The organism is Mycobacterium sp. ITM-2016-00318 (genome assembly GCF_002968285.2).
In the GTDB taxonomy this organism is placed as follows: Bacteria; Actinomycetota; Actinomycetes; order Mycobacteriales; family Mycobacteriaceae; genus Mycobacterium.
The window spans coordinates 3,490,646-3,503,665 of the sequence record NZ_CP134400.1 but is presented as its reverse complement, the minus strand read 5'-3'; the positions used below and the strand labels follow the sequence as shown (position 1 = coordinate 3,503,665).

The following is a 13,020-nucleotide window of genomic DNA, read 5'->3' as shown; positions in this document are numbered from 1 at the left end:
TAAATGCCCAAAGTGGCCAAGATAGGGAGGCCGCTGGCCTGCGGAAACGAGGCAGCTAAGGCACCATGTCAACGGTGAGCCTTCGCACCGCCCCTCCAGAGACCGCCAAGTCCTCACGCTCCACCAGTCGCCGCGCCGCCCGCCACGACGGGATCTTCGACGGCTACAACGAGCTGGGCAGCTACTCAGAAGCCTTCGACGAGATGTTCGACGCGCAGGGCAACGTGCGCGCCCCGTACAAAGGCATCTACGCCGAACTGGCGCCGTCGGACGCGTCCGAGCTGGAAGCGCGTAACGACGCCCTTGGCCGGGCGTTCATCGACCAGGGCATCACGTTTTCGCTGTCCGGTCAGGAGCGGCCGTTCCCGTTGGACCTGGTGCCGCGGGTGATCTCGGCGGCCGAGTGGTCGCGCCTGGAGAAGGGCATCCGGCAACGCGTCAAGGCACTGGAGATGTACCTCGACGACATCTACGGCGAGCAGGAGATCCTGCGCGACGGTGTCATTCCGCGTCGGTTGATCACGTCCTGCGAGCACTTCCACCGCGAAGCGGCAGGCATCGTCCCGCCCAACGGTGTGCGCATTCACGTCGCCGGTATCGATCTGGTTCGCGATGCGCAGGGCAACTTCCGGGTGCTCGAGGACAACCTGCGCTCGCCGTCGGGTGTCTCCTACGTGATGGAGAACCGCCGCACGATGGCGCGTGTCTTCCCGAATCTGTTCGCCACCCACCGGGTCCGCGCGGTCGGCGACTACTCGTCGCATCTGTTGCGGGCACTGCGCAACGCCGCCGCATCCAACGAAGCCGACCCGACCGTGGTGGTGCTGACGCCGGGCGTCTACAACTCCGCGTACTTCGAGCACTCGCTGCTCGCCCGACAGATGGGCGTGGAGCTCGTCGAGGGTCGCGACCTGTTCTGTCGAGACAACACCGTCTACATGCGGACCACCGAAGGCGAACGTCAGGTCGACGTGATCTACCGCCGCATCGACGACGCGTTCCTGGACCCGATGCAGTTCAACCCCAGCTCGGTGCTCGGCGTCGCAGGGGTGCTGAACGCGGCCCGGGCGGGCAACGTCGTGATCTCGAGCGCGGTCGGCAACGGTGTCGGTGACGACAAGCTGGTCTACACCTACGTGCCCACCATCATCGAGTACTACCTCGGCGAGAAGCCGTTGGTCGCCAACGTCGACACCTACCGGTGCTGGCTCGACGACGAGCGCGAGGAGGTTCTCGACCGCGTCGACGAACTGGTCGTCAAACCCGTCGAAGGCTCCGGCGGATACGGCATCGTGTTCGGACCCGACGCGTCGCAGAAGGAACTCGCGACGACCTGCAGGAAGATCCGCAACGATCCCCGCGGCTGGATCGCGCAACCCGTCGTGCAGCTGTCGACGGTGCCGACCCAGATCGACGACAGGCTCGCACCGCGTCACGTCGACCTTCGGCCGTTCGCGGTCAACGACGGCGACGACGTGTGGGTGCTTCCCGGCGGTCTTACGCGTGTTGCGCTGCCGGAAGGTTCGCTGGTGGTCAACTCCAGCCAGGGCGGCGGCTCGAAGGACACCTGGGTGCTGGCCTCACGCGCCTCGGTGGCCGATCGCGAACTGGCTGCCGCCGAGGTGGTCCGCAAGCTGCCCAATCAACCGAAGGGCCACGGCGCGGACAAGAACGGCGAATCCTCCACCCAGTCACAGCAACAACAGCAGGCGCCGAACCCGGCGCAGAGCCAGCAACAACAGCAGCAGCAGGCGACGGCGCTTCCGATGAGCGCCCGCGTGAAGAGGAATCGATGATGCTCGCCCGCAACGCCGAATCGCTGTACTGGATCGGTCGCTACGTCGAGCGCGCCGACGACACCGCCCGCATCCTCGACGTCACCGTCCACCAGCTGCTCGAGGACTCCAGCGTCGATCCCGACCAGACGTCGCGCACGCTGCTGCGGGTGCTCGGCATCGACCCGCCCAGCCACCAGCTCGACGTCTGGTCACTGACCGACATCGTCGCTTTCAGCCGCGACACTCATGGCCAGTCGATCGTCGACTCGATCTCCGCGGCGCGCGAGAACGCAAGGGGCGCGCGCGAAGTCACCTCCACTGAGATCTGGGAATGCCTCAACACCACCTTCAACGCGCTGTCCGACCGTGAGCGCGCTGCCAGACGCCTTGGTCCCGGCGAGTTCCTGTCGTACGTGGAACGGCGGGCCGCGATGTTCGCCGGTTTGGCCGACTCGACGCTGTCCCGCGACGACGGATACCGGTTCATGGTTCTCGGTCGCGCGATCGAACGCGTCGATATGGTCGTGCGCCTGCTTCTTTCGCGGGTCGGCGACAGCGCGTCGTCGCCGGCCTGGGTGACCGTGCTTCGGTCGGCGGGGGCGCACGACACGTATCTGCGCACCTATCGCGGTGTGCTCGACGCAACGCGTGTGGTCGAGTTCATGCTGCTCGACCGGCTGTTCCCGCGCTCGGTGTTCTACTCGCTCCGGCTGGCCGAGCACAGCCTCGACGAACTGCATCACCGCTCGCTCAACAGGGTCGGATCGACCGCTGAAGCGCAGCGGCTGCTCGGCCGAGCCCGAAGTGAGTTGGAGTTCCTTCGCCCCGGTGTTCTGCTGGAATCCCTCGAGACGCGCCTCGCGAGCCTGCAGAAGACTTGCCGTGACGTCGGGGATGCGTTGGCACTGGAGTATTTCCACTCCGCGCCATGGGTGGCGTGGACGGACGCGGGGCGCAACGGCTCTTTGGTCATCGAAGAAGGCGAGATCTAGATGTGGCGCATGCGGGTGGTGCACTCGACCGGCTACGCCTACAAGTCACCGGTGACGGCGTCGTTCAACGAGGCGCGCCTGACGCCGCGGTCGGACTCCCGGCAAAACGTCATCCTCAACCGTGTCGAGACGGTCCCCGCGACGCGCTCCTACCGCTACGTCGACTACTGGGGCACCGCCGTGACGACCTTCGACCTGCACGCTCCGCACACCGAACTGGAGGTGACGTCATCGTCGGTCGTCGAAACCGATCCCGGTGAGCTGCCCGAGAAGAAGGTCAGCTGGGACGATCTCAGTTCCGAGCCGGTGATCGACCGCTTCGACGAGGTGCTCAGCCCAACGAAATACACACCGGCTAGCAGGCGCATCGCCAGGGTCGGCCAGAAGATCGTCAAAGACCACGATCCGTTCGAAGCCATCGTGGCCGCAGCGAATTGGGCGCACAGCGAACTCGATTACGTCCCAGGCACCACCGGGGTCCACTCCTCTGGCATCGATGCCTTGCGCGAGGGCAAGGGGGTTTGTCAGGACTTCGCCCATCTGACCCTGATCCTGTTGCGCAGCATGGGCATTCCGGCCCGGTACGTATCGGGCTACCTGCATCCCATGGCCGACGCGCCCGTGGGTGACACCATCGACGGTGAGAGCCATGCATGGATTCAGGCATGGACGGGCGGTTGGTGGCACTATGACCCCACCAACGACACCGACATCAACGAGCAGTACATCAGCGTCGGTGTCGGCCGCGATTATTCGGATGTGTCACCCCTGAAAGGGGTCTACTCGGGGGAGGACTCGACAGACCTCGATGTGGTCGTCGAGATCACCCGGCTGGCCTAGGAACCGCGAAGTCCTCCGCATACCCCGGGGTGCACTTCGACGCGGTGCAGGTCGTCGCCGATTTCGATCTGCCTGCCGAACACGGCCGCCGCCAGTGCCCGCCACTCGTCCTCCTGCCCCGGTGCGATGCCGGGTACGTAGTGGGTGAGTACGAGGATCCCGACGCCTGCCCGCTGCGCGGTGGCGGCGGCCTCCTCGACCGACGAGTGGTAGTCGCAGATGTCGCGGATCCGCTGTTGCGGCACCCGCATGATCAGTTCCTTGCGAATCACGGTATGGACCAGCGCTCCTGCACCCGAAGCCAGCTCGTCCAGGCTCTCGCACGGCACGGTGTCTCCTGCCAGCACCACAGACGCGTCGGCGTGCTCGATGCGAAAGCCGATCGTCGGCGTCACCGGGCGGTGGTCGGTCGGCGCCACCCGCACCTGCACGCCGTTGCGGGCCCACACCACGCCTTCGGTGATCTCCTCCACCTCCACCCGCGGCGGACCGGTGATGTCGGGGTGATGAGCGATCCGGTAGCCGATGTCGTGGCCGAATGCCGTCAGCGTCGCGTCGACGACCTCGGCTGTGCCTGGCGGACCGATGATCGGCAGCGGCGCCGGATCCGGGTCGAACGTCGTCACCCAGCGGGTGATGATCAGGTCCCCGAGATCGGCGATGTGGTCGCTGTGCAGGTGGGTCAGCAGCAGAGCGGTCAGCGCGTTGGCGCCGGAACCCGCCGCCGCAAGGCGCTGCAGCACACCGCGCCCGCAGTCGACGAGAAAGGTCTGCCCGCCTGCCCGCACGAGCGTCGAGGGGCCGGCCCGGTTGGGGTCGGGAATGGGGCTGCCGGTGCCGAGTAGGGTGACCTCGATCATGAGACATACCTACTCCGATCGTTGGAGTGAATGCGGCCTTATCGTCAGAAATTGCCTGACGTGACACCTGTGGGCGCGGATCCGGCGGGGGCGGTCGCGACGTGGTTGTGGCGGGTCGAAGGCGATATTCGACAGACCGTCGAGTTCGTGACCGCGCGCCGGCTTCGCGAAGTCTGTGTTTCCGTGCCGCTGCGCGGAGTCGATGAGAAGGTCGCGAAGCTGACCCATGCATTGCGCGCCAAGGGGATTGCGGTGTCCTGCCTCGGCGGAGACCCGATGTGGGCCGTCGAGCACGACACCGCGCTGAATTGGGCCTTCCGGGCGACCACCGACGCGGTGTTCGACGGTGTGCACCTCGACGTCGAACCGTGGACTTTGCCGGGATGGCCGCGTGGCGCACCCTCGCTCATGGCGTCCTACGCCGCGCTCGTTGAGGAGGTGGCCGAGGTCGCGTCGCTGGCGGTGGATCTGGCGCCGTGGCTGGCCGACGACCATGGAGATGTCGTCGGTCAGGTTGCGCAGCAGTGTGATTCGGTGACGGTGCTGGCCTACCGAGACAACGCCGAAGCCATTCTGGCGGCTGCCGCAGGAATGATCGCGCTCTGCGACGCCGCGCAGACACGTTTCCGGATCGGTGTCGAGACTCAACCGCCGTCACCGGCAGTGCCGGATCACATCACTTTCGGCGACGACGGCCAGGCAGCGATGGAGGCCGCGCTGGCCGCTGTCGCCGAGGGCATCCAGAGCTCGCAGTTCGACGGGTTCGCCGTTCACCATCTCGGTACGTGGCGAACCATGCGCGCGTGACCGTTACTCGCGTCCCGCCGAAACCCAACTCATATCGGCGAACCTGTTGCCGGACACCGCATCTGCGGCAGCATCGAGTGCGGCGCGCTGATCGGCGGTCAGGGTCACCGACAGCGAGCCGAGGTTCTCCTCGACGCGATCGGCCCTGCGGGTGCCGGGGATCGGCACCGAGGCGACTCCGAGCGCGTCGGCGCGGTAGCGCAGCCAGGCCAGCGCGACCTGCGCCGCCGTCGCGCCCGCTTCCTGTGCAATCGAGGACACGAGATCGACCACCGCGAGGTTGGCCTCCAGAGCGCCCTCGGCGAACCGGGGCATGTTCTTGCGGAAGTCGTTCGAGGATGCGAGGTCGGCGGCCGACCGGACGGTGCCGGTCAGAAAGCCGCGGCCCAGCGGCGAGTACGGGACGAAGCCCACGCCCAACTCAGCAGCCGTCGGCACCACATTGCGCTCGACGTCACGACTCCAGATCGACCACTCGCTCTGCACCGCGGCGATCGGGTGTACCGCGACCGCGGCGCGCAGCTCGTCGGCCGTCACCTCCGACAACCCGAGGTGGCGCACCTTGCCCGCGGTCACCAGCTCGGCCATCGCGCCGACGGTCTCCTCGATCGGGACCGAAGGGTCGCGGCGATGCATGTAGTAGAGGTCGACGCTGTCGGTCTTCAACCGCGACAGACTTTCGTCGATGGACTTGTGCACATACGCGGCGTCGCCGTGGGCCACCAGGGCTCCTGCCGCCCGATCGGCCGGATTGCTCGCGATGCCGAACTTGGTGGCCAGCGTGACTTCGTCGCGACGGTCGGCGAGCAGCTTGGCGATCAGCCGCTCGTTGTCGCCGCCGCCGTACACGTTGGCGGTGTCGATGAACGAGACGCCCAGGTCGATGCAGCGGTGCAGGGTGGCAAGCGATTCGGTGTCGTCCACCTCGCCGTAGACCGGTGTCAACGCCATCGCCCCGAATCCGATTGCACTGACCGACAATTCGTCGCCAAGGGCGACAGCGGGCACGTCGGCGGGTTTGTTAGTCATACTTCATTCCTTGGCTAGGCGATGGTTCCACGTTCCTCCAACCGCCGGCCCGGCGCGACTGTTCCGACGAAGGTCCTTTCGTCCCGACCAAGTTGGACCTAACCTGATGTGACACCGGTCACGATGGAGGCGACGATGCGTATCGCGGACGTGCTGCGGACCAAGGGGGGCACGGTGGCGACCATCACCCCCGAGACTTCGGTCTCCGGGCTGCTCAACGAACTAGCTCTGCACAACATCGGCGCCATGGTCGTCGTGTCCACCGACGGTGTGGTGGGCATCGTCTCGGAGCGTGACGTCGTGCGCAAACTGCACGAACGTGGCGGCGATCTGCTGCGGCTGCCGGTCTCGGAGATCATGACGACGATGGTCGCCACGTGCACGCCCGCCGACACCGTCGATCACCTCAGCGCGCTGATGACCAACAAGCGGGTCCGGCACATTCCCGTTGTGGAGAACAACCGACTCGTCGGCATCGTCAGCATCGGTGACATCGTGAAACAGCGCATGCAGGAGCTGGAAAGCGAGCAGCGAGCGCTGCAGGACTACATCACCCGTGGGTGAGATCGAACTGCGGCCCATCGTGCGGGCCGATGTTCGTTCGCTTTCCAGGGTGTTGGCCCGGGCCTTCTACACCGATCCGGTGATGAACTACATGCTGCCCGACGACAAGGCGAGAGCGAAGGCGTTGCCGCCGATGTTCGCGACGCTGACCAGGAACCACTTCATCGCCCGTGGCGGCTCTGAGGTGGCAAGCCGCGACGGTGTCATCGGCGCCGCGGCGCTGTGGGACCCGCCGGGGCTGCGCAAGTCGTCGCGAATCGAAGAGCTGCGGATGATGCCGACGCTGGCGTGGCATTTCCACTCGCGCGCCGAGCAGACGAAGACTCTGGGCAGGCTGATGGAGGAAGCTCACCCCGAAGAGCCGCACTGGTACCTGATGGTCATCGGCAGCGACCCGTCGGTGCGCGGCGCCGGCTTCGGGCAGGCGCTGATGGGTTCGCGGCTCGACCGCTGCGACGCCGAACGGGCACCGGCTTACCTCGAGGCCAGCGAGGCGTCGCTGGTGCCGTACTACAACCGGTTCGGGTTCGTGCAGATCGGCAAGATCGACATCCCGGACGGCCCCACCATGATTCCGATGTGGCGGGCGCCGCGCTAGCTCAGCCCCATGAGTAGTCCCGGCGCAGCCTGGCCGCGACGATCTCGAACGTCGCGCGCTCCAGTACCGCGCCTTCGCGACGGATGCCTTCCTCGGGCACGTCGAGCACCCTGTCCAGCCGCACCCAGCTCGGCCGGTTCTCGTAGTCCCAGGGCCCCGAACCGATGCCGACCCAGTCCCGGTCGTCCTGGTGGCGTTCCTGGCTCGACAGCATCAGGCCGAGCAGAGTGGCGCGGTCGCGGCCGACCACCAGCACCGGGCGGTCCTTGCCCTGCGACGGGTCATCCTCGTAGACCACCCACGTCCACACCACTTCGCCCGGGTCGGCTCGACCGTCGAGGTCGGGCGCGTAGACGAGCTTGCGGGCGCGATACGCGGTCGGAACGCCGCTCTTCGTGATCGGACGGCCCGCCGTGATCGCGGGCCTGGCCTCGACGTCTGTGCCCAGCAGGGCGTCGACACCGGCCTTGATGCCCTGCTGAATCCCGCGGGGCAGGGTTTCGGGTCGCTGCAGCTGCCGGATGATCTTGGGCGCCCCGTTGAACACCAAGGTCTCGGCGATGCGCTGGAAGGTCTTCCATTGCGAAGCCATATTCGCAGCATAGGGGAAGCGAAACACGCGCGATTGTGTCGCCGTGCCCGGCGCTCGATACCCTGGAAGGGCATAGCGCGCCCGCTATACGAAGCCTGACCAGGAGATTCCCATAAGCAGTTTCGCCGACCAGACCTTCACCGCGCCGGCGCAGATTCGGAACTTCTGCATCATCGCCCATATCGACCACGGCAAGTCGACGCTGGCCGACCGGATGCTGCAGCTCACCGGGGTCGTCGCGGACCGTGACATGCGCGCGCAGTACCTCGACCGGATGGACATCGAACGCGAGCGCGGCATCACCATCAAGGCGCAGAACGTCCGCTTGCCGTGGAACGTCGATGGAACCGACTACGTTCTGCACCTGATCGACACTCCGGGCCACGTCGACTTCACCTATGAGGTGTCGCGTGCGCTGGAGGCCTGTGAAGGTGCGGTGCTGCTGGTGGACGCCGCCCAGGGCATCGAGGCGCAGACGTTGGCGAATCTCTACCTGGCGCTGGACCGCGACCTGCACATCATCCCGGTGCTGAACAAGATCGATCTGCCCGCGGCCGATCCCGATCGCTACGCCGGCGAGATCGCCCACATCATCGGCTGCGAGCCCGCCGACGTGCTTCGGGTGTCCGGCAAGACCGGCGACGGTGTCACCGACCTGCTCGATCACGTCGTCCGTGAGGTGCCTCCGCCGCAGGGTGACGCCGACGCGCCGGCTCGCGCGATGATCTTCGACTCCGTCTATGACATCTATCGCGGCGTGGTCACCTATGTCCGTGTCGTCGACGGCAAGATCCTGCCGCGCGAGCGGATCAAGATGATGTCCACCGGCGCTCATCACGAACTCTTGGAAGTCGGCATCGTGTCGCCGGAACCCAAGCCGTCCGCGGGCCTCGGCGTCGGCGAGGTCGGTTACCTCATCACCGGCGTGAAGGACGTCCGTCAGTCGAAGGTCGGCGACACCGTGACGGCCGCGCGCCACGGTGCCACCGAGGCACTCACCGGCTACCGCGAACCCAAGCCGATGGTGTACTCGGGCCTGTATCCGGTTGACGGTTCGGACTATCCGGTCCTGCGTGACGCGCTTGACCGGCTGCAGCTCAACGATGCGGCTTTGATCTGGGAGCCGGAGACGTCGGTGGCACTGGGGTTCGGCTTCCGCTGCGGCTTCCTAGGACTGTTGCACATGGAGATCACCAGGGAGCGGCTGGAACGCGAGTTCGACCTGGACTTGATCTCGACGTCGCCGAACGTCGTCTACCGCGTAGAGGTAGAAGGCGGGGGCGAGGACTCCGATTTGATCGTCACCAATCCGTCGGACTGGCCGGAAGGCAAGGTGCGCAGGGTATTCGAACCGGTGGTAAAAACCACGATCATCGCGCCCAGCGAATTCATCGGCACCATAATGGAGCTGTGCCAGTCCCGTCGCGGTGAACTCGGCGGCATGGACTACCTGTCGCCGGAGCGGGTGGAGCTGCGCTACACCATGCCGCTCGGCGAGATCATCTTCGACTTCTTCGACTCGCTGAAGTCACGCACTCGCGGGTACGCCAGCCTCGACTACGAAGAGTCGGGCGAACAGGAAGCCGACCTCGTCAAGGTCGACATCCTCCTACAGGGTGAGGCGGTCGACGCGTTCAGCGCGATCGTGCACAAGGATTCCGCGTCGGCGTATGGCAACAAGATGACCACGAAGCTGAAGGAACTAATCCCGCGTCAGCAGTTCGAAGTTCCTGTGCAGGCAGCTATCGGGTCGAAAATCATTGCCCGCGAGAATATTCGCGCAATCCGTAAGGACGTGCTGTCGAAGTGCTACGGCGGTGACATCACCCGTAAGCGCAAGCTGCTGGAGAAGCAGAAGGAAGGCAAGAAGCGGATGAAGACGATCGGTCGCGTCGATGTTCCGCAGGAAGCCTTCGTCGCCGCCCTGTCGAGTGACGCGGCGAGCGACAAACCGAAGAAATGACGACGCGCGTTGTCGGCGTCGGCATCGGCGTCGCCGTCGCTGCGATGGCGTTAACCGGTTGCGTGAGCATCGTTTCCGGAACCGCTGTGCGCAACACGAGCACTGTGCCGTCGAACGTTCCGCAGCTCACGAGTCTGCGTTGGAGCGGGTGCTGCTCCCACGTCCAACCTGACCGCCGAAACGTGGGTGTGTGCGTACAAGCTCGGCGACGAGGCGGCGGCGATGGCCATCGACATCCTCAACAACGCCGCCGGGAAATAGACGCCCGCGACACGCTAGCCGCATTCGCATGCGAGCCGCGGACGCCACGCGCGATCCTCACCTACATCGGCGCGTTGGCCGGCTGGAAACCACCGGAGCTGTCCGACTCTTCCTCGGCGCGGATGACGTGCACCACCGCGTTGATCAGCGCGAGGTGGGTGAACGCCTGCGGGAAGTTGCCTAGATGGCGTCCGGTGCGCGGCTCGATCTCCTCGGCGTACAGATGCAGCGGGCTGGCGAACGACAGCAGCCGCTCGCACAGGTGCTTGGCGCGGTGTATCTCGCCGATCTCGACAAGCGCTGACACCAGCCAGAACGAGCAGATCGTGAAAGTGCCCTCCTCGCCTGACAATCCGTCGTCGGTTTCCTCGACCCGGTAGCGCAACACCAGGCCCTCTTCGGTCAGCTCGTCGGCGATCGCGATCACGGTGGCGCGGATCCGCGGATCGTCGGGCGGAAGGAACCGGGTGAGCACCGCCAGCAGCAGGGAGGCGTCGAGCGCGTCGTCGCCGTAGCGCTGGGTGAGCACTCCGCGGGAGTCGACGCCGTTGGCCAGGATGTCGGCCTTTATCTCCTCGGCGATCGCGCGCCACTGCTGCGCATACGACCGCTCGCCCTCGATCTCCGCGAGCTTGGAACCTCGATCGAGCGCCACCCAGCACATGATCTTGCTGGACGTGAAGTGCTGCGGCTCGCCGCGGACCTCCCAGATGCCGCGGTCGGGTTCGCGCCAGTGCTTGATGGCCTCTTCGACCTGTTGCTTGAGCACCGGCCACAGTGACTCCGGAATCTGCTCGCGCGACTTAGTATGCAGGTACACCGAATCCAGCATCGTGCCCCAGATGTCGTGCTGCATCTGGTTGTAGGCGCCGTTGCCGATCCGCACCGGCCGCGCGTTGTCGTAGCCGGACAGGTGGTTGAGCTCCTCCTCGACGAGGCTGCGTTCGCCGCCGACGGCGTACATCACCTGAAGCGGGTGCCGCTCACCGTTGTTCGCGCCGGACACGTCGGCGATGAACGCGAAGAAGTCGTCGGCCTCGCGGTCGAGCCCGAGCGTGTAGAGCCCCCACAGCGCGAACGTCGAGTCGCGCACCCACGCATAGCGGTAGTCCCAGTTGCGTTCGCCCTGAGGCGTTTCCGGTAGGGAAGTCGTCGGTGCGGCAAGCAGCGCACCGGTCGGGGAGTACGTCAGGCCCTTCAGCGTCAGGGCGCTGCGCTGAAGGTAGGACCGCCACGGATGGTCGGGGAAGTCGCCGACGTTTATCCACTGCCGCCAACACTCACTCGTCTGCCACATCTTGTCGGCGGCTTCGTCATACGTCTGCGGCGAGGGGTGCTTCGACCAGCTCAACGCGACGAAGACGTTGTCGCCCTCCTTCATGCGAGTGCGGGCCCGCGCCTCGCGCCCTTCAAGACCGATGCGCAGGTTCGTGGTGATCCGCAGTGTCGGGTGCGAATCAGGAGTCTTCACCGCACGCGCGATCGCCTCGCCATACGCCTGCGCCGAGTACTCCCATGTGGCGTTGTTCCGGTGGTAGTCGAACGACGGCTCGCAGTTCAAGACCAGTTCGACGGTGCCGCTGACACACCGCACGGTGCGCAGCAGGATGTGCTCGGCGTCCCAGTCCATCGGCGTGCGGCGATGTGTGCGCGAACGCGAGTCGATGTCGTGCCACGGGCCCATCACCAACGCATCGCGCACGATGATCCAGCCGGTGTGGGTCTGCCACGTCGTCTCCAGGATCAGGCTGCCCGGTAGATAGCGGCGTGCCGCGGGCACCGAGACGCCGTACGGGCCGAGCCGGAAGTGTCCCGCGCCGCGGTCCAGGATCGCGCCGAACACGCTGGGCGAGTCCGGCCTCGGCACGCACAGCCACTCGACGGCGCCGGCAGACGAGATCAAGCACGTGTTCTCGCAGTCGGAGAGAAACGCATAGTCGGCGATCGGCGGGAACGGGTTCCGCAGGGCAGCGCTCGGCGCGTAGGGCACCGGTGCCGTCACGGTCAACGGCGGAGGGCCCGGGGCCTCACTGGCCGCTTCATGTTGCAGAACCATGCGGACATCATCGACTCCCGACCTGCTCGGCGTCTACTGGACCAGCGGTATGTCCGAGGTTTGCTGGTCAGCGCCGGGTTAAGCCGGGCATCTGCCTCGGCCAGCGGCCCGATGCCACCGCGTGACCGGGGAGCACGACCGCAGTCGATGTGGCCCTCCTGAGCTGCGGAAACGGCAGTTTGCGCCGATTCCCGCGCGCACGAAGCGCTGAACTGCGGAGATCAGCGTGGCAGGGCCCACCGTAGGCTGGCCGGGTGGGCGGCTTCCTGAACTGGTGGGACGGCGTCGAACTGTGGCTGTCCGGCCTTGGATTCGTCGCCCAGACCGCGGTCGTGATGCCCGTCGTGCTGGCGCTGGCTTACGGAACCGCCATCCTGCTCGACGGTGCGCTTGGCAACGGCATCCGGCTACTGCGCCGGGCGCGTCACCAGGACGAGGATCGGTGACGCGGATGCCGCGGTCTCGCGTGACATTGATCCTGGTCCTTCTGCTGGTGCTGGTGGTCGTCATGTGGCTCTTCACCCGTTGACGGCTGCGAAAGCCCCGACCTGAGCGATTAGCCCGACTCTGTTATTCTTCGCGCCATGCAGGCAGCGACTGGCAACAAGGGTGGCCACATCTTGGCCCTCATTGCCGTGGGTTTCACCGCTGTCGCTGATGTGTGTTGTTGTCGCTGATTC

General features: G+C 66.0%; 12 protein-coding genes and 1 pseudogene. 9 read left to right on the top strand and 4 right to left on the bottom strand.

All coding sequences use genetic code 11. The features are described from left to right. Positions 1-65 precede the first annotated feature (65 nt). Genes C6A82_RS17110 through C6A82_RS17100 form a run of 3 tightly spaced genes read left to right on the top strand, consistent with a single transcriptional unit; the run spans position 66 to position 3,610 of the window. Positions 66-1,796 (top strand): circularly permuted type 2 ATP-grasp protein, encoded by a 1,731-nt coding sequence (locus C6A82_RS17110; RefSeq protein WP_105344301.1) that lies wholly within the window; start codon positions 66-68, stop codon positions 1,794-1,796. Further along, positions 1,796-2,770 carry an alpha-E domain-containing protein gene (locus tag C6A82_RS17105; RefSeq protein ID WP_105344303.1) on the top strand — a complete coding sequence of 325 codons (975 nt, stop codon included), beginning with the start codon at positions 1,796-1,798 and terminating at the stop codon, positions 2,768-2,770. Before C6A82_RS17110 ends, C6A82_RS17105 begins: the two co-directional genes overlap by 1 nt. After that, on the top strand, positions 2,771-3,610 hold the full coding sequence (locus tag C6A82_RS17100) for a transglutaminase family protein (protein WP_105344305.1): 840 nt from the start codon (positions 2,771-2,773) through the stop codon (positions 3,608-3,610). It begins immediately after the preceding gene. Here the strand turns inward: C6A82_RS17100 and C6A82_RS17095 are convergent. Further along, positions 3,607-4,470, bottom strand: a complete 864-nt coding sequence (locus C6A82_RS17095; protein WP_105344306.1) for a ribonuclease Z — start codon at positions 4,468-4,470, stop codon at positions 3,607-3,609. The two genes, C6A82_RS17100 and C6A82_RS17095, sit on opposite strands and share 4 nt — an antisense overlap. 51 nt (positions 4,471-4,521) lie before the next feature. Between C6A82_RS17095 and C6A82_RS17090 the strand changes: the two genes are divergently transcribed. Beyond that, positions 4,522-5,277 carry a hypothetical protein gene (locus C6A82_RS17090; RefSeq protein WP_142405928.1) on the top strand — a complete coding sequence of 252 codons (756 nt, stop codon included), beginning with the start codon at positions 4,522-4,524 and terminating at the stop codon, positions 5,275-5,277. A gap of 3 nt (positions 5,278-5,280) precedes the next feature. Here C6A82_RS17090 and C6A82_RS17085 read toward each other — a convergent pair whose 3' ends face one another. Further along, entirely contained in the window at positions 5,281-6,306 is a 1,026-nt protein-coding gene (locus C6A82_RS17085; RefSeq protein WP_105344310.1) for an aldo/keto reductase, read from the bottom strand. Between the two features lie 135 nt (positions 6,307-6,441). Between C6A82_RS17085 and C6A82_RS17080 the strand changes: the two genes are divergently transcribed. Beyond that, the gene (locus C6A82_RS17080) at positions 6,442-6,870 is read left to right on the top strand and encodes a CBS domain-containing protein (protein ID WP_105344316.1); all 429 of its coding nucleotides are present in this window, start codon (positions 6,442-6,444) and stop codon (positions 6,868-6,870) included. Continuing rightward, complete coding sequence (locus C6A82_RS17075) at positions 6,863-7,468, top strand: GNAT family N-acetyltransferase (protein WP_233216882.1); 606 nt, start codon at positions 6,863-6,865, stop codon at positions 7,466-7,468. The genes C6A82_RS17080 and C6A82_RS17075 overlap by 8 nt, the downstream gene beginning before the upstream one ends. Before the next feature lies 1 nt (position 7,469). On the opposite strand, the gene C6A82_RS17070 is transcribed toward C6A82_RS17075, so the two are convergent. Beyond that, on the bottom strand, positions 7,470-8,060 hold the full coding sequence (locus C6A82_RS17070) for a type II toxin-antitoxin system PemK/MazF family toxin (protein ID WP_311101393.1): 591 nt from the start codon (positions 8,058-8,060) through the stop codon (positions 7,470-7,472). Between C6A82_RS17070 and lepA the strand changes: the two are divergent. After that, positions 8,048-10,023 (top strand): annotated as a pseudogene (gene lepA / locus C6A82_RS17065) (translation elongation factor 4). The gene C6A82_RS17070 and the pseudogene lepA overlap by 13 nt on opposite strands. Positions 10,024-10,345: 322 nt before the next feature. Here lepA and C6A82_RS17060 read toward each other — a convergent pair. Continuing rightward, positions 10,346-12,340 carry a glycoside hydrolase family 15 protein gene (locus tag C6A82_RS17060; protein ID WP_105346541.1) on the bottom strand — a complete coding sequence of 665 codons (1,995 nt, stop codon included), beginning with the start codon at positions 12,338-12,340 and terminating at the stop codon, positions 10,346-10,348. Positions 12,341-12,594: 254 nt separating this feature from the next. Here C6A82_RS17060 and C6A82_RS17055 point away from each other — a divergent pair, with 254 nt between their 5' ends. Next, positions 12,595-12,786: a hypothetical protein gene (locus C6A82_RS17055; protein ID WP_105346540.1), complete on the top strand. Its 192-nt coding sequence runs from the start codon at positions 12,595-12,597 to the stop codon at positions 12,784-12,786. Positions 12,787-12,924: 138 nt separating this feature from the next. Then, a complete protein-coding gene (locus C6A82_RS26995) occupies positions 12,925-13,017 on the top strand; it encodes an Ms4533A family Cys-rich leader peptide (RefSeq protein ID WP_396836220.1) in 93 nt (30 codons plus the stop codon). Positions 13,018-13,020 lie beyond the last annotated feature (3 nt).